Genomic DNA, 25,864 nt, shown 5'->3' with positions numbered 1-25,864 from the left:
GATCGCGCATGACAGAGGCGAAGGTCGACACCGCCGCCCTCAAAGGCCTTGCGGGCGCCATGCGAAGCGTCTTCTGGTACCAGCCGGAGGCCCAGGCCATGCCACCCGATCAGCTTCCGCTGGCGGTGGCTGCAGCCGCGAATCTCAACGCCAATGCCGCAGCGCTGCAACAGCATCAGAAGATCGCCGAGGCCGAAGGCCAGCGGCTCAGCGAGATGCTGGATTCGGCCGCCACTGCCTACGACAAGGTCGACGAGCAGTACAAGACCGCCCTCGACGACCCGCAGCGCCACGCGGCGGTCGAGGCCATCACCGTGGCGCCGCCCTCCACGCCGCTGCCGCCCCTGCCGGACGGCCCGGCCGCTCCCGAGGCCCTCGACGGCGGCGGCTACAGCAACATCGAACAGACGCAAGCACTTCTGCTCAGCGGCAACGAGGCCTCCCTGCGGGCGGCCGCCGTGCAATGGGGACTGGCCGCCGCCAGCGCCGAGGGCGCCCGGCCGATGCACGACGCCAACGACTGGGAGGGTGAGGCAGCCGACGCGGCCCACAAACGGCTCAACGACTACGGCGACTGGTGCACCGATCTGGCTGCGGCGTGGCGCCGGCTGGCCGAGGCTGCCACCAAGGTCGCCGATGCCCACGTGACCGCGCTGACCGAGCACACCCCCCTGTACCTCCGGTACCAGGCGGCAAAGGAGGCTCTCGCGCGGTTGCTCGCCGAGGGCGACGCCCGGTCCCAGGTGCAGGCCCAGCACGTCCAGGCCGAGATGACCAAACTGCAGCAGCAATCCGACGAGGTGCGGCAGGACTACGCGGGCCACGCGACCTTCGATCAGGTGAAGGTCCGCGACCCCGGGTTCGCCTCGCGCGGTGGGGGCGGCACCGGTGCGGGCGGTTCCGGTGGCGGCGGCAATACCGGCGGTGGTGGAGGCGCTCCGGGGGCCGGCGGCCAGCCGATGGGAGCCCCGGCGCAGTTCGCCTCGTCCGGTACGCCGCAGGGCACGGATCCGGCATCCGCCGGTCAGTCCCCGTCGGGATCGTCGGGATCCGCTGCCGGCCAATCGGGTTCGGGTGGCAGCCCGTCCGGTAAGGGCGGCGCACCCTCGGGCGGCGGTGCGCCGTCGGGAGGTGGCCTGCCCGGCGGTGGGCTACCCGATGGCGGGCTGCCCGGTCTCGGGCTCGACGATCCGGGTGTGAGCCCCGCCTCCACCGGGGGTGGCGGCGGATCCGGCGCCGGCGCGGGCGGCGGAGGGGGCGCACCGGCGCTGCCCCTGCAACCCAGTGTCGGGGCCGAGACCGTCGGACCCGCGCCCGGCGGCGGCGCCCGAGGCGGCGGCTCGGGCGCGATTCCGGCGTCGGCCATGGGCGGCGGTATGGGTGGCGGCATGGGCGGAATGGGCCACGGTGCGGGTGGCGCATCACCGGGCAAGGAGAAGCGCCGCGATCCCAACACCTCCCCGGACGAGGACCTCTACACCGAGGATCGGCCCTGGACCGAAGGGGTCATCGGCGCCCGCCGGCGCCGCGATATCCCGGACAAGGACCCGAAGTGAGTTTCGAGCCGACCGACGATATGCACCCCCAGGTCGCCGCGGTACTTCGGCAGGCCGGCCGTCTGCAGGATCTGATGGACAGCCAGCTGCAGAAGATGGCGAGCGAATCCTTCACGGCGGCGGACGAATCCGAGACCGTCGAGGTCACCCTGAACGGACACCACCACCTCGTCGACGTCCATCTGTCCGATGGGGTGCTGCGCCTGGGTTCGGACACGGTCTCCCGCCGGCTCAACGAAGCCCTGCACAACGCCACCGAGGTGGCCAGCGAATCCATTGCAGTGGATCAGGATCGGCTCAACGAGGCCATCGCCGACATCACCGGCGATCCGCCGGGTATCCGTTGACCAGCGGTGACATGATGCTGACGTGGGCGACACCGACGACGGTCGCGGTGCGGTACCGATAACGGGACCGTGGTGTGGGTCGTGCGGCCGTACGGAGTTGCCGCCGGATTCCCGCTTCTGCAACAAGTGCGGCGCGCCTGTCACATCGGCACCGACGACGGCCGAGTACAAGCAGGTGACGGTGCTCTTCGCCGATGTCGTTCATTCGATGGACATCGCTGCAGCCGTCGGCGCCGAACGGCTGCGTGAGATCATGGGCAACCTGCTGAACCGCTGCACGGCCATGGTCAGCCGCTACGACGGGTCCCTGAGCCAATTCACCGGCGACGGCATCATGGCGGTCTTCGGCGCGCCGATGGCATTGGAGGATCACGCTGTTCGCGCCTGCCTGGCAGCGTTGGCCATCCAAGAAGAGGCGAAGCGGGTGGCGGCCGAGGCCCGCGATCGCGACGGCATCGATCTGTGGCTGCGGGTCGGACTCAATTCAGGTCAGGTGATCGCCGGTGAGATCGGCTCCGGGTCCAGGTACGCCACGATCGGTGTGCAGGTGGGCATGGCTCAGCGGATGGAGTCGGTGGCACCTCCCGGTGGGGTGATGCTCAGTGCGTCGACCGCGCGACTGGTGGCCGACTCGGCTGACGTGGGTGCAGCCGAGTGGGTGCACATCAAGGGTGCCGCCGAACCGGTGCGCGTCCACCGCCTGCTGAGCATCGGCGAACCGCATCGCGTCGCGGGTGCCGAGTCGGATCTGGTCGGTAGACGGCGGGAGCTGTCGGTCGTCGAAGGCGCACTGCAGCGCGCGATCGACGGGCACGGCGCGATCGTCGGCGTGGTGGGCCCACCCGGTATCGGCAAGAGGCGGCTGGCGCGTGAGGTGGCGGCCACGGCGCGCCGGCGGGGGGCACCCGTGTTCAGCGCCTTCTGCGAGTCGCACGCCGGCCAGGTGCCCTTCCGAGTCGTCACGCAGCTGTTGCGCGCCGCCACCGAGATCGGGGCTCTGGACCCCTCGGTCGCCCGAAATCGAGTGCGCGACCAGATGCCTGGCGCAGACCCCGACGACCTGCTGCTCTTCGATGACCTGCTGGGCATCGCCGATCCGGAGGCAATCCTGCCCCCGATCGACCCCGATGCCCGTCGGCGGCGGTTGAGCGCTTTCGTCGAGGCAGCGATGTTGGCCCGCACGGCCCCGGCGGTCTACGTCGTGGAGGACGCGCACTGGATCGATGAGGTCAGCGAGTCGATGCTGGCCGATTTCCTCACGGTGGTCCCGCAGACGCCCTCACTGGTGCTGATCACCTACCGGCCCGAGTATCACGGAGCGCTGGCCCACATGGCAGATGAGCACACCATAACCCTTGTGCCGCTGAGTGATTCAGACACCGCAACGCTGGTCGCACACCTCCTCGGCGCCGACGCCTCGGTTGAGGGACTGGGCCGCAGAGTCGCCGAAAGAGCCGCCGGCAATCCGTACTTCGCCGAAGAGTTGGTGCGCGACTTGGCCGAACGCGGTGTGCTGCGGGGCGAGCCGGGCGCATACCTGTCGGGGGTGGAGACGGGCGAGGTGACCGTGCCCGCCACGTTGCAGGCGACCATCGCCGCGCGCATCGACCGGCTCACTCCGGCGGCCAAGCGCACGCTGAGCGCGGCAGCGGTGATCGGCTCGCGATTCAGCCTCGACCTGGTCACGTGGTTGGGCGTGGAGCCGGTCGTGGACGAATTGGTGGCGGCCCAACTCATCGACGTCATCCGGGAACCCGAGTATGCGTTCCACCATCCGCTCATTCATTCGGTGGCCTACCAGGCGCAGCTCAGGTCGGACCGCTCAGATCTACACCGTCGGGTGGCTGCCGCGATCGAAGCCCGCGACCCGGATTCGGTCGAGGAGAACGCGGCATCCATCGCAGAACACCGGGAAGCCGCCGGCGATCAGCACGCTGCCTACGGCTGGCACATGCGCGCCGCCATCTGGGCGACCAACCGCGATATCACGGCCGCCCTGTCCAGCTGGGAGCGTGCCCAGACGATCGCCGACGCCCTGCCCGCCGATGACCCGGGCCGGGCAGCCATGCGGATCGCCCCGCGCACGATGCTGTGCGGGACCGGCTGGCGTGCCGGCGCCGACTCCGCCGGCGAGCGCTTCGATCAGTTACGGGAGTTGTGCGCCGCCGCCGGGGACAAGGCGTCACTGAGCATCGCCACGGCAGGCATGGTGGTGAGTTATGCACATCGAGACTGGGTGCGCGAGGCGTCGCAGCTGGCTTCGGAAGCGTGGACCCTCGCCGAGTCGGTAGAAGACGCGACGTTGACGGTGGGGCTGTCGTTTCCGCTCATCTTCGGCAAGATCGAGAGTGGGCAGTGGGGTGACGTCCTGCGGTGGTCGCAGACCGTTATCGATCTGGCAGAAGGGGATTCGTCGAAAGGGAACTTCCTTGTCGGGTCTCCGCTGGCTCTCGCCTGCGCGTCGCGGGGGATGGCCCGGTACTGTCTGGGCCGTCCTGCATGGCGCGCGGACCTGCGCCACAGCCTGCCTCTGGCGCAGCGCTCCGATGCCGCGTCCTACGCGGGAGCGGTCGGCTATGTCTACTTGCTGGGGATACCTTTCGGCGTACTGAAGCCCGATGATGATGCGCTGTACGAGATCGAGGATGCGCTCCGGACTGCCGAGCGCTCCAGCGATGACGTCGTGGTCGGATACATCAGGATGACGTTGAGTGTTGCGCTGATGCATCGCAGCGCAGCAGCACAGCGCGACCGTGGGCGAAAGCTCGCCATCGAGGTCGGCGAGGTGCTGGTGAAACGGCGACGCAACCTCTGCGATCTGCCGATCATCGAGATGTATGTGGCGCGCGAAGGGGCCAGGGGCGGAGACCGGGCGGGCGCGATAGCGATCATGCGCACCGTCTGCGATCACCTGTTCCGCGACGGCGGACTGCTGCTGTGGGGTATCCCTGCGACCGGCGTTCTGGTGGAGTCTCTGCTCGACGATTGCACCGCCGCCGATATGGCCGAAGCCCAGGCCGCGATCGAACGCTTGGCGCGGGCGCCCGCCGACGATGCTCTGGCCGTGCGCGAGATCTGGTTGCTGCGGCTGCAGGCGCTGCTGGCCCGCGCTCAGGGCGACGATGCGCGCTATCACCGATACCGGGATCGGTACCGCGATATGGCCGAAGCGCATGGGTTCGAGGGTCACCTCGGCTGGGTAGCCGATATGGCGTGACGCCTCGGGGTGGATCAGACGACCAGTACGCCGGCGGACTCGACACTGACCCGGACCCGGTCCCCCACCGCGAACGTCTGGCCGCCTCCCACCTGCGCAAGTACCAGCGGCCCCGCTGCCGGGCCATCTCCCAGAGTCACGAAAACCCTTGATATCGCGCCGAGGAACGACACCGACTGCACCGTCGCCGCGCCTGCCGGATCGGCGGTGAGGCGCACCGCCTCAGGCCGCACCAGCGCCGTGCCCGCGCCGGCCACCGACCCGGGCAGCGCGGCCACCGTGCGGTCCCACAGCCGCACCCGGCCGTCGTCCACCTGCGCCGGGATCCGGTTGCTCAGTCCGACGAATTCGGCCACGAACGGGGTGGCGGGCGAGGTGTACAGCTCGACGGGGGCGGCCAGTTGTTCGAGGCGGCCGGCGTTCATCACACCCACCCGGTCGGCGACGGCCAGGGCCTCCTCCTGATCGTGCGTGACGAACAGCGTGGTGATGCCGACTTCCTGCTGGACCTGCCGGATCTCGTCGCGCAACTGCGTGCGCACCTTGGCATCGAGTGCCGACAGCGGCTCGTCGAGCAAGAGCACCCTCGGCCGGATCGCGAGTGCGCGGGCCAGCGCCACCCGCTGCTGCTGACCGCCGGACAACTCTGCGGCATACCGGTCCGACTGTGCCGACAGTCCCACCAGCTCGAGCATGTCCAGCGCACGAGTCTGCCTGTCCCGCTTCGCGACTCCGCGCATCTTCAGCCCGAAGGCTACGTTGTCGCGCACCGTCAGATGCGGAAACAGGCTGTACGCCTGGAACACCATCCCGATATCGCGTTTGTTGGCCGGTGTCCGGCTGATATCGCGTCCGTCGACCCACACGCTGCCCGTGCCGGCCTCGTCGAGACCGGCCAGGATCCGCAGCGCGGTGGTCTTTCCGCAGCCCGACGGTCCCAGGAGTGCCACCAACTCACCGGGCTCCATCCGCAAGGTGAGCCCATCGAGCGCCCGTACGGACCCATAGCGGCGGGTCAGCTCACGCAGTTCCACCGCAACACCGGCGCTCATCCTCGACGCCCCCTTCTGGTCACCATCGAAAGAACAAGCAGCAGAACGAAACCGAACACCAGGGTGGCCAGTGAGGCAGCCACCGACGTCGGCCCGTCGGCCTTGCCGATCGTGACGATCTGCACCGGCAACGTCATATACCCCGACAGCGACGCCACCGTGTACTCGCCGAGCACCACCGCGATCGAGATGAACGCCGCCGCCACGATGCCCGACCAGATATTGGGCACGATGACCCGCGCGATGGTCGTGGTCCAACCCGCCCCCAGTGAGCGGGCCGCCTCGGCGAGGGTCTGCAGATCGATCGCCGCCAGGGCCGCGTCCAGTGCCCGGTAGGCGAACGGCAGCACCAGTACGACGTAGACGAAGGTGAGGGTCAGCGGGGATTCCCCGAGCAGGTAGGTCACCCACAGGTAGACGTTGCGCAGGCCGACGACGACCACCAGCGCGGGAATCGTCAACGGCAACAGACACAGGAACTCGACCGGCCCACGGGCCCACGGTGTGCGCAACCGCACCCAGATCATCGTCGGTACCAACAGCGCGAGCATCGCCACGACCGTCAGCACGGCCAGCAGAAGTGAGGTGAGGATCGCGCCGGTGAGCTCATCGTCGGTGACCAGACTGCGCCACGCCGCCAGGGTGCGCCCGCCGCCACCCAGGTCCCTGGTGGCGAAATCGGCCATCGCATAGAGCGGAACGAGGAAGAACACCCCGAACAGCATCCAAAGTGCGCCGCGCACAGCCCTGTTCACTGCAGCCACCTCGCGGTGCGGCGCACCAGCGCGTTGTAGGCCACCATGACCACCGCGACGACGACGATCATCTCCAGCGCCAGCGCGTAGGCGAACCCGGACTGGCCCAGGACGACTTCACTGGTCAGCGCGGCCCGGATCAACAGCGGCACGATGGGGCTGCCCTGGCTGACCAACGCTGCGGCGGTGGCATAAGCGGCAAAGGCGTTGGCGAACAACAACAGGACCGAACCGAGGAAGGCCGGGGTCAGCAACGGCACCCCGACCTCACGCCAGTACTGCCACGGCCCTGCCCCCAGACTGACGGCCGCCTCACGCCACTGCACCCGTAATCCGTCGAGGGCAGGCAGGAACACGATGACCATCAACGGGATCTGGAAGTAGCAGTACACCAGGATCAGCCCGGGCAGGCCGAAGAGCCAACCCGATCCGGCCAGATCCCAGCCGAACGCCTCTTGGGCCCACACCGTCAGCACACCGTTGAGCCCGATGGTGGCCAGGAACGCGAACGCCAGTGCCACCCCGCCGAACTGGGCCAGCACACTACATAGCGACAGCACCGCCCTGCGCAGCGTCGAGGCGGGCGGACTCCCGACGATCAGCCAGGCCAGCATCGCCCCGAACACCCCACCGATCAGCGCGGTGCTGCCGGACAACACCAGGCTGCGGCCCAGTGCCGCCAGCGGCGCCTCGGTGAACAGCGCCCCGATCCGGGCCAGCGAGAAATGCCCGTCCACGACGACCGCGTTCACCAGAACCGTCCCGGTCGGGATGATCAGGAACACCGCCACCACCGCCAGGAACGGCAGCAGCGGCAACGCCTCTCGGATACGGCGCACCGTCGGGCGCAGAATCAGCCGACTACCTTGGCCCAATTGGCTTTCAGATACTCGGTGGCCTTCTTGTTCTGCTCCACCGACACGAACGTCGCGGCGCCGTCGACCGGCGGCAGCGTGCCGTATACGGCGCGGTCGATGGAGCCCTTGGTCACCATCGAGTCCGCACGCACCGGTCGGGCGCCACCGGCCAGGTACAGGTTCTGCCCCTGGTCGCTGTAGAGGAACTCCTGCCACAGGCGGGCTGCCGCCGGATGCGGCGCATCCTTGTTGATCGCCTGGAAGTAGTAACCGGCGACGGCGGCGTTGTGCGGAATGATCACCTTCCAGCCGGGCACCTTCTTGGATTGCGCGACGTTGAGGTAATCCCAGTCGATCACCACCGGGGTCTGTCCCGAGGCGATGGTGGCCGGGGTCGGATCCACCGGGAGGAAGTTACCCGCCTCCTTCAACTTGCCGAAGAACTCGACACCGGGGGCGATATCGTCCGGCGACCCACCCTGGGACACCGACGCCATCATCACCCCGGAGAACGCGGAACCGGCTTGGGTCGGATCGCCGTTGAGCGCCACCTTGCCCTTCAACTCCGGCTTGAGCAGGTCGTCCACGCCGGCAATGACCCCCACACTGGTGGAATCGAAACCGATGGACATGTAGCCGCCGTAGTCGTTGACCCAGAGCCCCTTCGGATCCTTGAAGTCATCGGAGATCTCGCCGAAGTGCTCCACCTTGTACGGCGCGAACACGTCGGTGTTGGCCAGTGCGACCGACTGCCCCAGGTCGAACACGTCGGGTGCGGTGCTACGGCCCTTCTGCTGCTGGGCGGCGTTGATCTCCTCCTGGCTGTTGGCACCGGGCTGGGCCGAGTTCACCTTGATGCCGTACTTGGCGGTGAAGGCCTCGATGATGGCGCCGTAGTTGGCCCAATCCGGCGGCAGGGCGATGACGTTGAGTTCACCCTCCTTCTTGGCGGCCTCGATCAGGCCGTCCATCCCGCCGAAATCGGCGGCCGAGGTCGCAGTGCTCGCCTTGTTCGCGCTCTGCTCCTCGTTCTTCTGCGGCGGCGCGCAGGACGTGACGAGTGCGACGGTCAGCGCGGCGGTGGCGGTCATCGCGACAAGTCCTGATTTCCTCATGCGCGAACCCTCCGTTGAACAGACTGCCGGCCGGTGACGTGGTGGTGACAACATCTGCGTTCCGCGATGAATCTGCGATGAACGTAGACCGACCCTACCGGCGCTTTCGCCCCCGCGACGGCCCTTCGCCGAAGGCCGCCGCCCACGCCGCGGCGCAGGTCTGTCGGCGTGCCGCTCCGGCCAGAATCGGCGTTTGCGCAGGTCGGCGCATACTATCTGGGGTGTGGCTGAACGCGAGGCCCCAGGGGGAGCAGATTTTCGGGTGGATGAGACCGCCGGTCCGGCCGGTGCCGACGGTGCGCCCGACGCCGACCACCCCAGCTGGGTCGGGCATAACTCCAGCGTGTGGGACGACCCGCGGCTGTATGAACCGGTACCCGCCCCCAGCGACCCCCCGACCGGTCCGTTCGACGCGTTCAACACCGGAACGTGGACCTTCAAACCTCCGCCGGCGCCCTGGTATCGCACCCAGAAGGCGACACTGGCGATTCTTGCGGTGAGTGCCGCGGCCATTGCCATCGTGGTGTCGGTCGTGCTTCTCGTCTTCTCCGGCCCCGGGACCGACGATCCGGTGGATCAGGTGGACACCACCCCGTCGGCCACCCCGACGACCACCTCGGCATCGGTGCTGCCGCCCCCAGCACCCCCACCACCTCCGCCACCGCCTCCTCCCCCGCCGGCACCGGAGCCCGAGCAATCCGGCCCGGCACCGCGCCAGCACAGTGAACCGTCCTCGAAGCCGCGGATCAATGTCACCCGGTCCCCGATGAGTGTGGCGCCGCAACCCCGTACGCGATGACGGTTCCCGCCACCGACCTCTTCGCTGCGGCACCCGTCGCGGTGCTGGCGACCGTCGGGGACGGGGTACCGCACGTGGTGCCGGTGGTCTTCGCCGTCAGCGGCGACACGCTGTACACCGCGGTGGACGCAAAACGTAAGTCCACCCAGCGGTTGCGGCGGCTGGCCAATATCGAGGCCAATCCCGCGGTGAGCCTGCTTGTCGACCATTACGCCGAGGACTGGACCCAACTGTGGTGGGTACGCGCCGACGGCACCGCCGAAATCCATTCCCACGGCGACCAGATGGCGATCGGTTATGCGTTGTTGCGGGCCAAGTATCGGCAATACGAGCGCACCGCACTGGACGGTCCGGTGGTGGCGGTCACCGTCAGCCGATGGTCTTCCTGGCACGCCTGAGCACGGATCTAGATCAGGCCGAGCAACTGCAGGTCGGTGATGTACTTCACGATCACCGGCGCGCTGACATGCGGGATGTCCTTGTCCGCACCGATTTTCGCGTCCTGCACCGCGGCACGGAACACCTCGGTCGGCGCGATCGAACCGTTCAGCGGGGTCTCCGGGTGCTGGTAGTTGTGCAGTAGCGGCAGCAGCGAGGCCTGGCGCTGCTTGTCGGGCAGCCCGCGCAGCGTCGTCTCGAACCGGGACAACCACTCGGCGTAGTCGTCGACGCGTTCGATCTTGTAGCCCGCCTCGACCAGCCAGTCGACGAAGGTGTCCATGCTGATGCCAGCGTCGTACGGATTCATCACGTGATACGTCGCGAACCCGTCCTGAACGTGCGCACCGAGCGTCGAGATGGCCTCGGCGATGAACTCCACCGGCAACCCGTCGTAGTGCGACGCCTGCCTCTTGCCCGCGGCATCGCGTTGGTAGAACGATCCGGGTGCGATCCCGGTGGCCACCAGGCTGAACATCATCCGGGTGAACATGTCGGGCAGGTTCAGCTGTCCGGCGTAGGTGGTATCGGCCAGGATCATGTCGCAGCGGAACACCGACACCGGCAATCCGGCAAGATCGTGCGCCTCGCGCAGCAACACCTCACCGGCCCACTTGCTGGTGCCGTAACCGTTGGCATAGCTGTCGTTGATGGCCCTGGTGGCGCTCATGGTCCGGACATCGGCATCCTCGACGAACGTGCCCGGCTCGATCTGGTCGCCGACGCCGATGGTGGAGACGTAGGCGAACGGCTTGATCTTCGTCGTCAGCGCAATCCGGATCAACTCCGCGGTCCCCAACGCATTGGGGCCGAACAACTCGCTGTAGGGCAGCACGTGATTGACCAGCGCCGCCGGATCGACGATGAAGTCCACCGTATCGGCCAGCCGCTGCCAGGTGGCCTTGTCCAACCCGAGATCGGCCTCACCCTTGTCACCGGCGATCACCTCGAGATGCTCGGCAGCCAGTTCCCGGTAGTGCGCAAGGAGTTTCGGGTCACCCGAGTCGAAGGTCTTGTCCAGCCGAGCCCGCGCCTCCTCATTGCTGCGTGCCCGGACCAGGCAGATCAGCTTCCCGTCGACCAGGTCCATCCGCTCCAGCCACTCCAGGGCCAGATAGCGCCCCAGGAACCCGGTCGCACCGGTCAACAACACCGTGCGAATCTCGCTGCCCGCCTTCGGAAGCGACGGTGCCGCCGCCAACGTCGCGGAATCCAGGAACTTGTCCAACGTGAGCTCACTCGCGGTGACCTCGGCCGCATGCCGGCCGTGCACGGAGGAGAAGGTGGGCCGGCCGGTGCCACCGGCGCGCTGCGTCTCGATATGCGCGGCGATGGTCGCCAGATCCGAGGCCGGACTCACGATCACCGACACCGGCACCTCGACACCGAAGATCTCCTGCAGAAGATTCCCGAATGTCAACGCCGACAATGAATCCCCACCCAGATCGGTGAAGTGCGCATCCGGCGCCACATCCGAGGTCGCCGCACCGAGCAGTGCCGCGGCAGCGCGCACCACCGTCTCGATCACCGGCGCGTCGGCACCGGCAGATCGGAGCTCTCTCAACTCACGAGCCTGCCCGTCGGCGAGCTCGGCGTACAGCTCCTCGAGTGCGGGTCCGTAATGGGCCTTGAGCTTGGGCCAGGCCAGCTTCCGAATCCCGGTCAGCAGACCGTTCTCCACCGTGAACGGCGTGGTCTCCACCAGGAAATCCCGGGGCACCTCGTAGCTCTGCAGCTCCAGCGCCTTGGCGACATCCTGGAACGAGGCGGCGATGTTCCGCTTGAGCTCGTCGTGCGACCAGCGCGCCTGGGCATCCTCGGTGGGTACCACCACGGCCAGCAGATAAGGCTGAGCGCTGTTGCCGTACACGTAGATCTGCCGCACCAGCGGGCTGTTGTTGCTGAACGCGGCTTCGAGTTTGGCCAGGGTGACGAACTCGCCCTGGGCCAGCTTGAGCACGTTGTTGCGCCGGTCCACATAGCGGATCTCGTCCGGCCCGAGTTCGGCGACGATATCGCCGGTCCGGTAGAAACCGTCCTCGTCGAACACGCCCGCGGTGACCTCCGGCCGCTTGTAGTAGCCGGGGAACAGGTTGACCGTCTTGACCAGAAGTTCGCCGCGCGGATACGGCTGATCGGTGTGGTAGTAACCGAGGTCGGGGACGTCGACCAGTTTGTAGTCGATGGTCGGCGGCCGTTGCACCCGTCCGTCGAAGAACACCATGCCGGCCTCGGTGGAGCCGTAACCCTCGCGAAGGTGGATACCGAGGAACGACTCCACCCAGGACTTCAGCGCATCGGTGATCGGGGCGGAGCCGGTCATGGCGTCCACATAGCGCCCGCCGAGCAGGTTGTCCCGCATGTCGGCGAGGACCGAGTCCTCATCGGTGCCGTGCGCGGTGCGGCTCTGGAATTCCTGATAGAGCATCTCCCACACGCGGGGAACGAAGTTCAGCTCGGTGGGCCGGGCCAGTGCCAGGTCCTCCAGGAGGGTGGACAGGTCGGCGCGAGCGGCGAAGTAGCAGGTACCGCCCGCGGCCAGGGTGCTGTACAGGATGCCGCGGCCCATCACGTGGCTCATCGGCATGAAGTTCAGGTTGATCGAGGCGACGCTCGGGCCGAACCACGACTCGCTCGAGCGCTGCCAGAACGACGCGACCTGGCTTTCCAGATACATCGCGCCCTTCGGGGCACCGGTGCTGCCCGAGGTGTAGATCAGCAGGGACAGCGGGTTGAGGTCCGCACCGCTGGGCGCGGGGGCCTGTGCCAGCTCGCGGCCGCGCGCCAGCGCCTCGGACAGGGTTTCGACGACCACGGCTGCCGCGCTCAACGCCTCGACTGCAGCGGCCAGGGCTTCGCGCTGGTCGTCGACCTCCGGGTGGTAGTCGAACACGAGGACGCGCTCGGGTGCGTGGCCGGTGAGCGCGAGCTCGACGGCCTCGTCGACATATCCGATACTGGCAGCGATGACCCGCGGCTCGGTCTCGGCCAGGATGGGCGCCAGCGCGGAAGCGGACGAACTCGACTGCAGCGGAACGGAAACCGCACCGATCTGGCCCAGGGCCGTGTCGATGACGGTGTAGTCGGCACTGGTGAAGCCGAGGATGGCCACCCGGTCACCTGCTGCCACACCGGAGTCGTACAGCGCGGCGGCGGCCGAGCGAACCCGGTTCCACAGCTCCCCGTAGGTGACGGTCTCGAACCGAGGGAGGAGCGCGGCCGTCGTCCGGCCGGTGGCCGGATCGGTGACGAACTCGACGGCGCGCTGCCCGAGGGCCGGCCGGTCGGCGTAGCCCTGCAGGACGGTCTGGACGATCTGCGGGAGTCTGATCCCGGGGGCTTCGGCGGCCTCGGCGACGGTGGCGTCGGGTCGCGCCGCGGCGAACTGCGGATCATTGGCGATCAAGTCGGCGATGCGGCGTTCGAGCCGTTCGTCCTGGGTAGCTGTGGACATCACAAAACCTCTGAAACGTTCGGTATTTAAAGACAAATCAGGAGGGAGCGCATCTTTGGGCTCCACTAGGAATGACGAGCGAGGAGGTCGGCGAATTCCCACTCGCGGCTGTCAATGAGCTGAGAAAAGCCCTACAGCAGGCCGAGCAACTGCAGGTCGGTGATGTACTTCACGATCACCGCGGGGCTGACATGCGGGATGTCCTTGTCAGGACCGATTTTCGCGTCCTGCACGGCAGCGCGGAACACCTCGGTCGGGGCCATGGCACCGTTGACCGGGACGCCGGGCCGCTGGTAGTTGTGCAGTAGCGGCAGCAGCGAGGCCTGGCGCTGCCTGTCGGGCAGGGCCCGCAGGGTGGTTTCGAACCGGTCGAGCCAGTCGGCGTAGTCGTTGACGCGTTCGATCTTGTAGCCGGCTTCGACCAGCCAGTCGACGAAGGTGTCCATGCTGATGCCGTCGTCGTACGGATTCATCACGTGATAGGTCTCGAAGCCCGCGCCGACATGGGCGCCGAGTGTCGAGATGGCCTCCGCGATGAACTCGACCGGCAGCCCGTCGTAGTGGGCACGCTGCCGATTACCCTGCGCATCAAGCTCATTGAACGACTTAGGCGCCACACCCGTGGCCACCAGGCTGAACATCATCCGGGTGAACATGTCGGGCAGGTTCAGCTGTCCGGCGTAGGTGGTATCAGCCAGGATCATGTCACAGCGGAACACCGACACCGGCAATCCGGCAAGATCGTGCGCTTCGCGCAGCAACACCTCACCGGCCCACTTGCTGGTGCCGTAACCGTTGGCATAGCTGTCGTTGATGGCCCTGGTGGCACTGATGGTCCGGACATCGGCATCCTCGACGAACGTGCCCGGCTCGATCTGGTCGCCGACGCCGATGGTGGAGACGTAGGCGAACGGCTTGATCTTCGTCGTCAGCGCAATCCGGATCAGCTCCGCGGTCCCCAACGCATTGGGGCCGAACAACTCGCTGTAGGGCAGCACGTGATTGACCAGCGCCGCCGGATCGACGATGAAGTCCACCGTATCGGCCAGCCGCTGCCAGGTGGCCTTGTCCAACCCGAGATCGGCCTCACCCTTGTCACCGGCGATCACCTCGAGATGCTCGGCAGCCAGTTCCCGGTAGTGCGCAAGGAGTTTCGGGTCACCACTATCGAAAGTCTTGTCCAGCCGAGCCCGCGCCTCCTCATTGCTGCGTGCCCGGACCAGGCAGATCAGCTTCCCGTCGACCAGGTCCATCCGCTCCAGCCACTCCAGGGCCAGATAGCGCCCCAGGAACCCGGTCGCACCGGTCAACAGGACGGTGCGCACCTCACCTTTCGCCTTCGGAAGTGTCGGTGCCGCAGCCAATGTCGCGGCATCGATGAACTTGTCCAGGGTCAGGTCCGCGGCATGGACTTCCTTGGCTCCGGCGCCATGGACCGAGGTGAAGGTGGGCCGGCCGGTACCCCCGGCGCGCTGCGTCTCGATATGCGCGGCGATGGTCGCCAGATCCGAGGCCGGACTCACGATCACCGACACCGGCACCTCGACACCGAAGATCTCCTGCAGAAGATTCCCGAATGTCAACGCCGACAATGAATCCCCACCCAGATCGGTGAAGTGCGCATCCGGCGCCACATCGCTGCTGGCCGCGCCCAGCAGGGCGACCGCGGCGCGGGAGACCGTCTCCAGCACCGGCGCCTCGGCACCGTGCTGGCGCAGGGTCTGCAATTCGTTGGCCTGGCCGTCGGCGAGCTCGGCGTACAACTCCTCCAGTTCGGCGCCGTAGCGCTCCTTGAGCTTGGGCCAGGCCAGCTTCCGGATCCCGGTCAGCAGACCGTTCTCCACCGTGAACGGCGTGGTCTCCACCAGGAAATCCCGCGGGATCTCGTAGCTCTGCAGGTCTGCGGCCCGGGCGGTGTCCTTCAGCGACTGGGCGATGGCCGCCTTGGTCGCGTCGGGGTCGCTGGGCACGACGACGGCCAGCAGGTACGGCCGAGAGCTGTTGCCGTAGATGTAGATCTGCTGCACCAGCGGGCTGGTGGTGAACGCCGCCTCCAGCTTGGAGACGGTGACGAACTCGCCCTGGGCCAGCTTGAGCACGTTGTTGCGCCGGTCCACGTAGCGGACCTCGTCGGGCCCGAGTTCGGCGACGATATCGCCGGTCCGGTAGAAACCGTCCTCGTCGAACATCTGCGCGGTGATCTCGGGGCGCTTGTAGTAACCCGGGAACAGCTGGGTGGATTTGACCAGCAGCTCACCGCGCGGGTGCGGGACGTCGGAGAGCCGGTAGCCCAGTTCGGGGACATCGACCAGTTTGTAGTCCAGCACCGGCGGACGGGTGATCCGGCCGTCGACGAACACCGAGCCCGCCTCGGTGGAGCCGTAACCCTCCAGCAGGTGCTGGTCGAGCAGGCGCTCGACCCAGGCCTTGAGTTCCGGTGAGATGGGTGCCGAACCGGTCAGCGCGCTGACATAGCGCCCGCCGAGCAGGTTCTCGCGCATATCGGCGAGCACCTCATCATCGTCCGCGCCGTGCGCGGTGCGGCTCTGGAATTCCTGGAACAGCATGTCCCAGATACGCGGCACGAAGTTCAGCTGGGTCGGGCGGGTCAGCGCCAGGTCATCCAGGAAGGTCGACAGGTCCGCACGGGCGGCGAAGTTGACGGTGCCACCGGCGGCCAGTGCGCCGTAGAGGATGCCGCGGCCCATCACGTGGCTCATCGGCATGAAGCTCAGCACGATCGAGGGCACCTTGCCCTGACTGTCGTCCCAGTGTGCGTTGGCGGCCGGTCGCCAGATGTTGGCGACTTTGCTCTCCAGGTACATCGCACCCTTGGGCGCTCCGGTGCTGCCCGAGGTGTAGATCAGCAGGGACAGCGGGTCGTCTTCGGAGCCGGTGACACCTTCGATATCGGGCAGACCGGCACCGCGCTCCAGGACGTCGGCGAGCGCCTCGACGCTGACGCCGGAGCCCAGCCGGGCCTGTGCGGCCTCGACGGCCTCACGCTGGTCGTCGATCTCGGGGTGGTAGTCGAAGACCACCAGGTGCGCGGTGTTCGCGCCCGCCACCAGAGCGACGGCGTCATCGAGGTAGTCGATGCTCGTCGCGATCAGGACGGGTTCGGTCTCGGCGACGATCGGCTGCAATGCCGCGACCGACGCGCTGGTCTGCAGCGGCACCGAGACGGCGCCCAGCTGGGTCAGCGCGGTGTCGACGGTGGTGTAGTCGACGCTGGTGAAGCCGAGGATCGCGACCCGATCCCCGATGGCGACTGGATGGTTCTGCCAGGCGTTGGCGATCGCCTGGACCCGGTCCCACAGCTGCCGGTGGGTGATGGTCTCGAACCGCGGCAGTAACGAGGCCACCGTCCGCCCCGTCGCGGGATCGGCAACGAATTCGACGGCGCGCTGGCCCAGCGCGGGCCGGTCGCCGTACCCCTGCAACACGGTCTTGACGACGGCGGGCAGACGCAGGCCGGGCTCGTCGACGGCGGCGATCACCTCGGCGCTGGGCGCCGCGGCGGCGAACTGCGGGTCGGTGTCGTACAGGTGGTCGAGGCGGAGCTCGAAACGCTCATCGCTCATGTCGTTGGTCATGCGGAAACCCCCGATAACTCTTCAGCTCAATGAAATTCTGGTGCCATATGCCGGGCTCTGCGGCCCGGTAACCGAAACAACGTTAGCAAAACTAAAGATATGCCCGGTTCGCGGCGACGACCAGTGTGTTGTGAGCCAGCTAACTGGGCGTCGGAGTCTTGCGGGCTTCCAGCTGTGCTTCGTAGGCACCCTCGTCACGACCCAGCGCGATCGTCGCGGTCGTCATGACCACCACCGCCGCCGTCAGGGCGATGGACTCCCAGCCGTTGGCGTCCAGCTGCTCGCCGAGGATGAAGGCGCCCAGCAGCACGGCCGCCAACGGCTCGATCACGATCATGGTGGGCACCGAGGTCTGCAGTGAGCCGGCGTGGAACGCCGACTGCTGCAGCAGGGTGGCCACCACGCCCAGCGCCACCAGGACATAGGGCACCGGGGTGGCCAGCACCTGGGCGACGCTGTCGCGGGCGAGCAGGTGCGTCAGGACCTTGGTCATCACCGCCACCATGCCGAACAGCACGCCGACCCCGACGGCCAGCAGCACCGCGCGCTGCCAGCCCGGTCTGCGCACCGCGATCACCACGCAGGCGATGACGAGCAGGAAGCTGATCACCACCGCCACGGCGATCTGACGGGCGGGCGCGATGTGCTCGTTCGCCCGTGGATGCGCCAGCAGGATGAACACCGCCAGCGACAGCGTGAGCAGGATGGCCCACAGCCATTCACCGCGGGTCACCCTGCGGTGCGCCAACCGGGCGCTCAGGGGCAGCGCGAACAGCAGTGCCGACACCAGCAGCGGCTGCACCACCAGCAGTGAGCCGTGCGCCAGAGCGAGCGCCTGGAAGACGAATCCGGCCACGGCCGACGCCGTGCCCGCCCACCACAGCGGGCGGCGCAACAGGGTGGCAACCATGACGGTGCTCACCCCGTGCTCCGGGGGAACGTCGAGGGTGGCGCGCTGGCGCACCACGATGCCGACAGCGGCAAAGATCGCGGCGCACAAGGCGAACAACACCACCAGGGCAGGGCCTAGCACGCCCCAACCCTATGGGGTCAGCGGGCCGGGCGCCTAAGACCGCGGTCAGCGGGTCGGTCTGAACCCCAGTTCACCGAGCGCATCCGCTGTCTGCAGATCGTCGTACGCCGCCGAATACCGCTGCGCGAGCGCCAGCGCGATATCCGGGCGCTGCCACAGTTCCCCGGCGCTGGCGGTGGCCAGCCACAAGGTCAGCCCATGCGCCGCGGACGCGCGGTAGCGCAGCCAGATCTCGTCGGCCGACGGGAGTTCCGCCGCAGGCAGCTCGAGCGCCTCGCGGTAGACGGCGAGCAGGTCGCGCTCGTGCGCCCGGCGGTCCTCGGTGGTCACCGCACCCTGCAGGAAGTAGCCGAGGTCGAGCGAGAAGTTGCCGCGACGGGCCACCTGCCAGTCCAGGAAGCCCAGCTCCCCGGTCGGCAGGAGGTAGGTGTTGCCCACGTGCGCGTCCCCGTGCAGCAGCGTCGGTGCCCCGCCGGACGGGCCGGTCAACGTCGCGACGAAGGGCTTCCAGATACCTTCGATGAGATCCTCGATGCTCAGCGCATGCACCGAGGCGGGCGCATCGTCGCCGAGGCGTTCCAGCGCGGCGGGCAGCGGCGCGTACTGCATCCCGTCCCACTCCACGAACGGTTCGAGCCAGTCCAGGCCGGGCCGGGCCAGCCGCTCACCCCAGAACCTTCCGTGCAGGCTGGCCAGCCCGCGCACGCCGGCGGCCGCCTGCTCGACGGTCAGCGGCCGGGTCGCATCGCGTGGGTCGGCGTCACGCGCAGTCAGGTCCTCCATGACCAGGACGAAGTCTTCGGCCACTTCGTCGATGGCCGCGGCGAACACCCTCGGGTGCTCCAGCGGCAGGTCGACGTGCGAGGTGAAAAGTCGCGGCTCGTGCAGCAGCCCGCTGGTGAGTTTGATCAGTTCCCGGTGTTCGGGATCGACCGCCTTGACGAACACCGTGGGAGGCCCGGTAGGTCCGTCCGCGGTGTACGTCAACGCCAGCCGGGCCCGCCGGTTGGTGCCGTCATCGCGCATCGCGACGCTGACCTCGCCGACCACCGCACCGGGAAAGTCGCGGGCCAACGCAGCGGTCATCCAGTCCGCGCGGACCTCATCCCAGGAGCTCGGGACGGTCAGACTCGCCGTCACGGAATGAAGGCCGGCATCGAATCCCAGCCACGGACCGTCGACGTCGGCGACAACGCGGCGTTGGGTAGGTCGATCTCCCACTCCGGGAAGCGCTTGAGCATCTCCTCCAGGGCGATCCGGCCTTCCAGACGCGCAAGTGCGGAGCCGAGACAGAAGTGGGTGCCGACACTGAACGCCAGGTGCTGACGCTGCTCGCGGTGGATGTCGAAGACCTCACCGTCGGGCGGGAACTGGCGGCTGTCGCGGACCGCGGCGCCGATGAGCATCATCATCGAGCTGCCCGCGGGCACGGTCTGGCCGTAGTACTCGACATCGCGGGTGACATAGCGCGCGACGTGTGGCGCGGGCGGCTCGAAGCGCAGCAGCTCCTCGATCGCCTGCGGGATCAGCGCGGGGTTCTCGACGAGCTGACGCCGCTGGTCCGGGTGCTCGGCGAGCACCTTGGCCGCCCAGCCGATGAGCCGGGTGGTCGTCTCGTTACCCGCACCCGCCACCACGTTGATGTAGATGAGCAGTTCTTCGCGGGTGAGGTGGCGGGTCACGCCGTGCTCGTCGGTGAACTCGACGTTGAGCAGGTCGGTCATGATGTCGTCGGACGGGTTGTCCTTGCGCCAGTCGATATAGGTCTCGAAGATCGAGCCGTCGACCAGGCCCTTCTCAGCGGCTTCCATCGGTTTGCCCGCCTCGGTGCGCATCTGGGCGTTGCCGTGGTCGCGGATCATCTCCTGGTCGTCCTCGGGGATACCCAGCAGCGCACTGATCACCCGCATCGGCATGATGGCGCCGAAGTCGGTGATGAAGTCGATCTTGCCGCTGCCGACCAGCGGGTCCAGCGCCTGGGCGCAGTACTCCCGGATCTTGGGTTCCAGCGCGGCGATCTTGCGCGGCGTGAACATCCGGGCCAACAACTTGCGGTGCGTGGTGTGGATCGGCGGATCCTCGAAGATCAAGGCGCCCGAGGGAATCTCGATATTGGCCTTGATGAGCTCGATGATGGCGCCCCGCGCCGAGCTGAACGTCTCGTGGTCGATCAGCGCCTTGTTGACGTCGGCGAACCGGCTCAGCGCGTAGAAGTCGAACTGCTCGTTGTAGTAAAGCGGCGCCTCCTCCCGCAGCCGGGCGAACGCCGGATACGGGTTGGCGTTGAGTTCGACGTTGTACGGGTCGAAGTAGACGTCCTCTTTTGTTGCGTCAACCGTCACTGAACACTCACCTTCTCCGGAGGCTGCCGGGATTACTTACTCGCGTAAGTTACGCGGCTCACCGCCGCGAGGGCAAGCATCAGGTGGAGGCGCGCTGGATCAGATGCGCGACGTTCTCACTGCTGGGCTCTTGGCCGCTGGGATAGCCGAGCTCGGACATCATCGCCGCCACCGACACCTCGACGATGGTCTTGGCATCCAGCCCGACAGAGGTCAGCGGTGGCCCGCTCACCGCGCCCAGCGGGATCGCGTCGACTCCCATCACGGCGAGATCCTGCGGACAGCGCAACCCGGCCTCCCGAATACCGTGCAACACCACCAGCGCGGTCTCATCGCTCTGCGCGCACACCGCCGTCACCCCGGCGCCCACCCAGTCCCGCACCACCGCGGCCGCGTCACTGCCGTCGGCTGCAACGGCGCCGGTGACGATCTCGGGCAGGTCGCGCGCGGCCACCCGCAGTCCGGCCAGCCAGTAGTCGCCCAGCGGGCGCAGCGCCTCGGCCTCGGCGTAGGCGAACGCCAGCCTGCGGTGCCCGCGCGACACCAGATGCGCCACCCGCATCTCCCCGATGCTCAGGTGCAGCGCCCCCATCGCGTGCAACTGCGCGCTACCCAGGTGGATCTGGGGAATACCTGCTGCGGCAACCGCTTCCAGCGCCGCACCGCTGAGCGGGAACACACTGGTGACGGCGATCGGGTTCAGATCGGCGACCGCGTCGACGACATTGCGGCCATCATCGGTCTCGAACTGCAAGGACAGCACGATGCCGTGCCGGCCGAGTTCGGTGGTGAGCCGGCTGCCCACCTCCAGCAGCAGTTCACCCAGCGAGAACCGCGGCACCACGTAGAGCACCACCCCACTGCCGCCGCGGGCGAGGTTGCGCGCCGCGAGGTTGGGCCGGTAGCCGAGCTGGCGGGCCGCGTCGTGCACGGCGGCACGGGTCTGCGCCGAGATGGTCTGGCCCTTGACGTCGTTGAGCACATAGCTGACCGTCGCGGGCGAGACGTTGGCCAGACGGGCGACATCGGCTTTCGTCGGCCGTGCCGACTTTTTGTCCGGAGCCGGGCGTGCCGACTTCGGCTGCGCTGTCATCGGCCCATCATGGCAGGTCACCCGGCGATGGACCGGCCTCCCTGGGCAGCGTCAACACCGTGCCGAGCGACAGCACCGCGGCGACCATCAGATAACCCGCCGGCGCGATCACGCTGCCGACGTTGGCCGTCAGCCACGTCACGGCGTACGGCGTGGTGCCGCCGAACAGTGCCACACACACGTTGTAGCCGACGGAGAAACCGCTGTACCGGACCCGGGTGGCGAACAGTTCGACACCGGCGGTGACCGCCGTCGACACGTACACCGACTCGATCGCGGCCAGCGCGCAGTGCGCCCCGATCGCCGCCACCAGCGAGCCCGAGTTCAGCAGCAGGAACAGCGGATACGCCAGCACGATGAAGCCCGCCGACCCGGCGATCAGCAGCGGGCGTCGCCCGATCCGGTCCGACAATGCGGCCAGCGGCAGGATCAGGATCAACGCCACCAGGCTGGCCAGCGTGATCGACACGAACGACGCCGTCTTGCTGTGGTGCAGCGTTTTGATCAGGTAGCTCGGCAGGAACGTGAACACCACGTAGTAGCCGACGTTGAAGATCAGGAACAGGCCGATCACCGACATGATGGGCCGCCACGACGTGGTGAGCGCTTCGTACAGCGGCCGGCGCGCGATATCGGCGCGCGTGCGCAGGGCGGTGAACTCCGGGGTGTCGTCCAGGCGCAGCCGGATGTACAGGCCGACCAGTCCCAGCGGCGCCGCCAGCAGGAACGGAATGCGCCAGCCGTAACTGTCCATGGCCGCGGCGGGCAACGTCGCCTGGAGGACGGTGACGGTGACGGATCCGAGCAGGAATCCCAGCACCCCGGACCACGCCATGAACGTCACGGTGAGGCCGCGGCGTTCGGGGTCGGCGTACTCGGCCAGGTAGACCGCACCGCCACCGTATTCGCCGCCGGCCGAGAAACCCTGCACGCAGCGCAGGCCGAGCAGCAGTAGCGGGGCGGCCACCCCGATCGAGGTGTAAGTCGGCAGTAGACCGATCAGCAGCGTCGCACCGGACATCACCAGGATGACGACGGCAAGCACCTTCTGCCTGCCGATACGGTCCCCGAGCGGCCCGAAGACCAGTCCCCCCAACGGCCGCATGAAGAACGCCGCGGCGAAGATGGCGAACGTGTTGAGCAGCGCGGCGGTGTCGTCACCGGCCGGAAAGAAGTGCGCGGCGATGAAGGTGGCGAGGAATCCGTAGATGGCGAAGTCGAACCATTCGACGGCATTGCCGATCGAGGCGCCGACGACGGCTCTGCGCACTGCGCTGGACATGCCGACACAGGGTAATCAGGCACCGGCCGCGAGGCGCCGTTTACCGATTAGGCGACACGCTTAACCGCGGGGCTCAATCCCGTTGCCGTGGAACAGACTTCAGGCGGCGTCCGATTTCTCCGCCGAGGAGATCGCCGCCGTCGACCGTCGTGCCGCCACGCCCGTCGAACGGGCACGATGCCGACCCAGTGGATCCGCCACGAGAGACCTCGTTTCGGCCCGGCCACCGGACCTGTGAGCACCCTCTCGGCCGCCGATCCGCCGGCCGGGCACAACCGGAGCATTCTATGAGGCATGGATATGCATCTGATCGACAAGATCGCCGTCGTCTCGGGGGCGAGCAAGGGTATCGGCTTGGCGATCAGCCAGGCGTTCGCCGCCGCCGGCGCCACCGTCATCGCCGGGGCGCGGCACAACTCAGCGGAGCTGGAGGCGCTCGAGGCCGCCGGATCCGCGACCTTCGTCGCCGCGGACCTGGCCACGGCCGACGGCGCCACGGCGCTCGTCGCCGCCGCGGCCGCCCGCGGGGGCATCGACATCCTGGTGAACAACACCGGGGCGGTCGTGCCGCACATGGGTGGCTTCCTCACGCTCACCGACGAGGCCTGGCAGGCCTCGATCGAGGTCAACCTGCTCTCGGCCGTCCGTCTCACCCGCGCGGCGCTGCCTCATCTGCTCAAGAACGGCGGGTCGGTCGTGATGATCGGTTCGGTGAATGCGGTGATGCCCGACTACCCCATCCTCGACTACAGCGCCACCAAGGCGGCGCTGGCCAATCTCGCGAAAGGGTTGTCGGCAGAGTTCGGGCCCCGGGGTGTCCGCGTGAACGTCATCAGCCCCGGCCCGGTGGCGACCCCGCTGTGGCTGGCCGAGGGCGGTGTCGGGGACCAGTTCGGCGGCGGCAGCGGTGCATCCGCGCAGGATGTGCTGCAGTCCGTGGTCGCGAAATCAGCCACCGGGCGTGCCACCACCGCACAAGAGGTCGCCGACCTGGCACTGTTCCTGGCCAGCGACCGGTCCGCCAACATCACCGGCGCCGATGTCCGCATCGACGGCGGCCTGGTCACGACCACCGTCTAGGACGGCGCGCCACCTACCCGGCAAAACCGTTCTCGTGGTGCAGGATTGAGCACATGTACGACCTCGAAGACGCCATCACGTCGCGCCGGTCCAGCCGGCTGTTCCTGCGGGACAAGCCGGTACCGCAGGAGCTGATCGACGAGGCCCTCGAACTCGCCGTGCGGGCCCCGTCGAACTCCAACATCCAGCCTTGGCAGGTGGTCTTCGCCTCCGGCTCGGCCCGGGACCGCCTGGTCGAGGCGTTGCTGGACGAGGCCGAGTCCTCGGCGCCGAAGGTGCCGAAACTGCCGGAGCAATTCGACCACTACCGCCGTGACACCGGCGCGCTCGTGTACGGGGCGATGGGCATCGCCCGGCACGACACCGAAGGGCGCCGGATCGCGGTTCTGCGCAACTGGGAGTTCTTCCGGGCACCGCTGGCCGGCATCGTCTGCATGCACCGCGATCTCGACTTCGTCGACAGCCTCGGGGTGGGCATGTTCCTGCAGACCTTCCTGCTCGCCCTGACCGCGCGCGGGCTGGGCTCCTGTGTGCAGGTGTCGATCGCCGGCTATCCCGAGACCGTGCGCGCCCAACTCGGGATCCCCGAGGAGATGCGCGTGTTGTGCGGACTGGCGATCGGCTATCCGGATCCGGACTTCCCGGCCAATGGGCTGCACATCCCCCGCAATCCGCTGGCCGAGAACATCCGGTTCGTGCAGGACTGAGCTACTCGCCGGCGGCGGCGGACACGGCCTTCTTCGCGTCGGCACGCGTCTTGTACAGGCTGGCCGCCGTGGTGATCACCAGGGTCACGACGATGACGCCGAGGCTGGCCAGTGTCGGGATCTCCGGCACGTGCACCGACTCGCCGCCGTTGATGAACGGCAGTTCGTTCTCGTGCAGCGCGTGCAGCAGCAGCTTCACCCCGATGAAGCCCAGGATGAACGCCAGGCCCTGGGACAGGTAGACCAGCCGCTTGAGCAGATCCCCGAGCAGGAAGTACAGCTGCCGCAGACCCATCAACGCGAACACGTTGGCGGTGAAGACGAGGTACGGCTCGCGGGTCAGACCGTAGATGGCCGGGATGGAATCCAGCGCGAACAGCAGGTCGGTCGTGCCCAGCGCGACGATCACCAGGAACATCGGCGTCATGAGGCGCTTGCCATTGTCCTTCACCCACAGGCTCAGGCCGTCCCATTTGTCGGTGAACTTCAGGTGCCGCTGCGCGAACCGGACCACGCCGTTGTCGGCGTCGTCATCGTGTTCGGTATCGCGGACCAGTTTGATCGCGGTGTACACCAGGAACGCACCGAACAGGTAGAACACCCAGGAGAACTGCTCGATGGCCACGGCGCCGAGAGCGATGAAGATGCCGCGGAAGATCAGCGCCAGGATGATGCCGACCAGCAGCGCCTGCTGCTGGTAGATCCTGGGCACCTTGAAGCTGGCCATGATGATCAAGAAGATGAACAGGTTGTCCACCGACAGGCTGTACTCGGTGAGCCAGCCCGCGAAGAACTCCACGCCGTACTGCTGACCGTGGAAGAACCAGGTCCACAGCCCGAACGCCACCGCCAGGCTGACGTAGATGGTCAGGTAGGTGGCGGTCTCGCGTTTGGACGGTTCGTGCGGGCGCCGCCCGATCACGATCACATCGAAGAGCAGGATCGCGATCGTCACGCTGAGCGTGATGCCCCACTCGAGTGCAGAAACATTCATGGAATACGAGCCTCCGGTCGTCGTTCAACGGCCGAGGTCTCTTCCGCCGCGCCGGATAGGCGCAGCCCGCGGCACCGGTAACCCGACGTTGGATCACGTGATGACGACACCGCAGCGGTAGGAGTACTCCCCTCGCCGTCGATTGTG

The 25,864-nt window shown here is 67.7% G+C and carries 19 protein-coding genes; 7 read left to right on the top strand and 12 right to left on the bottom strand.

Annotated elements, in window-relative coordinates; translation table 11 throughout:
* Window positions 1-8: 8 nt before the first annotated feature.
* From FHU31_RS31805 to FHU31_RS01955, 3 genes are read left to right on the top strand one after another with little or no spacing between them, the layout of a single operon-like run.
* On the top strand, window positions 9-1,556 hold the full coding sequence (locus FHU31_RS31805; RefSeq protein WP_167155226.1) for a PPE domain-containing protein: 1,548 nt from the start codon (window positions 9-11) through the stop codon (window positions 1,554-1,556).
* Window positions 1,557-1,576: 20 nt separating this feature from the next.
* A complete protein-coding gene (locus FHU31_RS01960; protein ID WP_167160514.1) occupies window positions 1,577-1,903 on the top strand; it encodes a YbaB/EbfC family nucleoid-associated protein in 327 nt (108 codons plus the stop codon).
* A 22-nt stretch (window positions 1,904-1,925) separates the two neighbouring features.
* Complete coding sequence (locus FHU31_RS01955; RefSeq protein ID WP_263988195.1) at window positions 1,926-5,120, top strand: AAA family ATPase; 3,195 nt, start codon at window positions 1,926-1,928, stop codon at window positions 5,118-5,120.
* Window positions 5,121-5,134: 14 nt separating this feature from the next.
* On the opposite strand, the gene FHU31_RS01950 is transcribed toward FHU31_RS01955, so the two are convergent.
* From FHU31_RS01950 to FHU31_RS01935, 4 genes are read right to left on the bottom strand one after another with little or no spacing between them, the layout of a single operon-like run.
* Window positions 5,135-6,172, bottom strand: coding sequence for an ABC transporter ATP-binding protein (locus tag FHU31_RS01950; RefSeq protein WP_167155223.1), 1,038 nt, complete (start codon window positions 6,170-6,172; stop codon window positions 5,135-5,137).
* Entirely contained in the window at window positions 6,169-6,897 is a 729-nt protein-coding gene (locus FHU31_RS01945) for an ABC transporter permease (RefSeq protein ID WP_208410341.1), read from the bottom strand. Before FHU31_RS01945 ends, FHU31_RS01950 begins: the two co-directional genes overlap by 4 nt.
* Before the next feature lie 26 nt (window positions 6,898-6,923).
* The gene (locus FHU31_RS01940) at window positions 6,924-7,766 is read right to left on the bottom strand and encodes an ABC transporter permease (RefSeq protein WP_167155217.1); all 843 of its coding nucleotides are present in this window, start codon (window positions 7,764-7,766) and stop codon (window positions 6,924-6,926) included.
* Window positions 7,767-7,780: 14 nt separating this feature from the next.
* Window positions 7,781-8,899 carry an ABC transporter substrate-binding protein gene (locus FHU31_RS01935; RefSeq protein WP_167155213.1) on the bottom strand — a complete coding sequence of 373 codons (1,119 nt, stop codon included), beginning with the start codon at window positions 8,897-8,899 and terminating at the stop codon, window positions 7,781-7,783.
* A 223-nt stretch (window positions 8,900-9,122) separates the two neighbouring features.
* On the opposite strand from FHU31_RS01935, the gene FHU31_RS01930 reads away from it, so the two are divergent.
* Window positions 9,123-9,698 carry a hypothetical protein gene (locus FHU31_RS01930; RefSeq protein ID WP_167155210.1) on the top strand — a complete coding sequence of 192 codons (576 nt, stop codon included), beginning with the start codon at window positions 9,123-9,125 and terminating at the stop codon, window positions 9,696-9,698.
* Window positions 9,695-10,096: a TIGR03668 family PPOX class F420-dependent oxidoreductase gene (locus FHU31_RS01925; RefSeq protein ID WP_167155207.1), complete on the top strand. Its 402-nt coding sequence runs from the start codon at window positions 9,695-9,697 to the stop codon at window positions 10,094-10,096. The genes FHU31_RS01930 and FHU31_RS01925 overlap by 4 nt, the downstream gene beginning before the upstream one ends.
* Window positions 10,097-10,104: 8 nt before the next feature.
* Here the strand turns inward: FHU31_RS01925 and car (FHU31_RS01920) are convergent, their stop codons facing one another.
* From car (FHU31_RS01920) to FHU31_RS01890, 7 genes are all read right to left on the bottom strand, one after another.
* A complete protein-coding gene (gene car / locus FHU31_RS01920) occupies window positions 10,105-13,590 on the bottom strand; it encodes a carboxylic acid reductase (protein ID WP_167155204.1) in 3,486 nt (1,161 codons plus the stop codon).
* Between the two features lie 131 nt (window positions 13,591-13,721).
* Window positions 13,722-17,186, bottom strand: coding sequence for a carboxylic acid reductase (gene car / locus FHU31_RS01915; RefSeq protein ID WP_167155201.1), 3,465 nt, complete (start codon window positions 17,184-17,186; stop codon window positions 13,722-13,724).
* 139 nt (window positions 17,187-17,325) lie between these two features.
* Complete coding sequence (locus FHU31_RS01910; protein ID WP_263988203.1) at window positions 17,326-18,219, bottom strand: DMT family transporter; 894 nt, start codon at window positions 18,217-18,219, stop codon at window positions 17,326-17,328.
* 45 nt (window positions 18,220-18,264) lie between these two features.
* On the bottom strand, window positions 18,265-19,305 hold the full coding sequence (locus FHU31_RS01905; protein ID WP_167160508.1) for a phosphotransferase: 1,041 nt from the start codon (window positions 19,303-19,305) through the stop codon (window positions 18,265-18,267).
* A 50-nt stretch (window positions 19,306-19,355) separates the two neighbouring features.
* Complete coding sequence (locus tag FHU31_RS01900) at window positions 19,356-20,561, bottom strand: cytochrome P450 (RefSeq protein ID WP_167155198.1); 1,206 nt, start codon at window positions 20,559-20,561, stop codon at window positions 19,356-19,358.
* Between the two features lie 79 nt (window positions 20,562-20,640).
* Complete coding sequence (locus FHU31_RS01895; protein WP_167155195.1) at window positions 20,641-21,654, bottom strand: LacI family DNA-binding transcriptional regulator; 1,014 nt, start codon at window positions 21,652-21,654, stop codon at window positions 20,641-20,643.
* 7 nt (window positions 21,655-21,661) lie between these two features.
* On the bottom strand, window positions 21,662-22,936 hold the full coding sequence (locus FHU31_RS01890) for an MFS transporter (RefSeq protein WP_167155193.1): 1,275 nt from the start codon (window positions 22,934-22,936) through the stop codon (window positions 21,662-21,664).
* 294 nt (window positions 22,937-23,230) lie between these two features.
* On the opposite strand from FHU31_RS01890, the gene FHU31_RS01885 reads away from it, so the two are divergent.
* Both FHU31_RS01885 and FHU31_RS01880 read left to right on the top strand, forming a co-directional pair.
* Complete coding sequence (locus FHU31_RS01885; protein WP_167155190.1) at window positions 23,231-24,016, top strand: SDR family oxidoreductase; 786 nt, start codon at window positions 23,231-23,233, stop codon at window positions 24,014-24,016.
* Between the two features lie 53 nt (window positions 24,017-24,069).
* Window positions 24,070-24,723: a nitroreductase gene (locus FHU31_RS01880; RefSeq protein ID WP_167155187.1), complete on the top strand. Its 654-nt coding sequence runs from the start codon at window positions 24,070-24,072 to the stop codon at window positions 24,721-24,723.
* A gap of 1 nt (window position 24,724) precedes the next feature.
* Here the strand turns inward: FHU31_RS01880 and FHU31_RS01875 are convergent, their stop codons facing one another.
* The gene (locus tag FHU31_RS01875; protein ID WP_167155184.1) at window positions 24,725-25,717 is read right to left on the bottom strand and encodes a TerC family protein; all 993 of its coding nucleotides are present in this window, start codon (window positions 25,715-25,717) and stop codon (window positions 24,725-24,727) included.
* Between the last annotated feature and the right edge of the window lie 147 nt (window positions 25,718-25,864).

The sequence above is a fragment of the Mycolicibacterium fluoranthenivorans genome, from assembly GCF_011758805.1.
Taxonomy (GTDB): Bacteria; Actinomycetota; Actinomycetes; order Mycobacteriales; family Mycobacteriaceae; genus Mycobacterium; species Mycobacterium fluoranthenivorans.
The sequence above is the reverse complement of the archived record's forward strand: the minus strand, read 5'-3'. Positions and strand labels throughout refer to the sequence as shown.

Coding starts and splice junctions, on each gene's coding strand:
- FHU31_RS01895 (WP_167155195.1), bottom strand. CDS start 21,654: ATGACAGCGCAGCCGAAGTCGGCACGCCCGGCTCCGGACAAAAAGTCG.
- FHU31_RS01890 (WP_167155193.1), bottom strand. CDS start 22,936: ATGTCCAGCGCAGTGCGCAGAGCCGTCGTCGGCGCCTCGATCGGCAAT.
- FHU31_RS31805 (WP_167155226.1), top strand. CDS start 9: ATGACAGAGGCGAAGGTCGACACCGCCGCCCTCAAAGGCCTTGCGGGC.
- FHU31_RS01935 (WP_167155213.1), bottom strand. CDS start 8,899: ATGAGGAAATCAGGACTTGTCGCGATGACCGCCACCGCCGCGCTGACC.
- FHU31_RS01950 (WP_167155223.1), bottom strand. CDS start 6,172: ATGAGCGCCGGTGTTGCGGTGGAACTGCGTGAGCTGACCCGCCGCTAT.
- FHU31_RS01905 (WP_167160508.1), bottom strand. CDS start 19,305: ATGACCGCTGCGTTGGCCCGCGACTTTCCCGGTGCGGTGGTCGGCGAG.
- FHU31_RS01925 (WP_167155207.1), top strand. CDS start 9,695: ATGACGGTTCCCGCCACCGACCTCTTCGCTGCGGCACCCGTCGCGGTG.
- FHU31_RS01880 (WP_167155187.1), top strand. CDS start 24,070: ATGTACGACCTCGAAGACGCCATCACGTCGCGCCGGTCCAGCCGGCTG.
- FHU31_RS01960 (WP_167160514.1), top strand. CDS start 1,577: ATGCACCCCCAGGTCGCCGCGGTACTTCGGCAGGCCGGCCGTCTGCAG.
- FHU31_RS01885 (WP_167155190.1), top strand. CDS start 23,231: ATGGATATGCATCTGATCGACAAGATCGCCGTCGTCTCGGGGGCGAGC.
- FHU31_RS01945 (WP_208410341.1), bottom strand. CDS start 6,897: ATGCTGTTCGGGGTGTTCTTCCTCGTTCCGCTCTATGCGATGGCCGAT.
- FHU31_RS01875 (WP_167155184.1), bottom strand. CDS start 25,717: ATGAATGTTTCTGCACTCGAGTGGGGCATCACGCTCAGCGTGACGATC.
- car (WP_167155204.1), bottom strand. CDS start 13,590: ATGTCCACAGCTACCCAGGACGAACGGCTCGAACGCCGCATCGCCGAC.
- car (WP_167155201.1), bottom strand. CDS start 17,186: ATGACCAACGACATGAGCGATGAGCGTTTCGAGCTCCGCCTCGACCAC.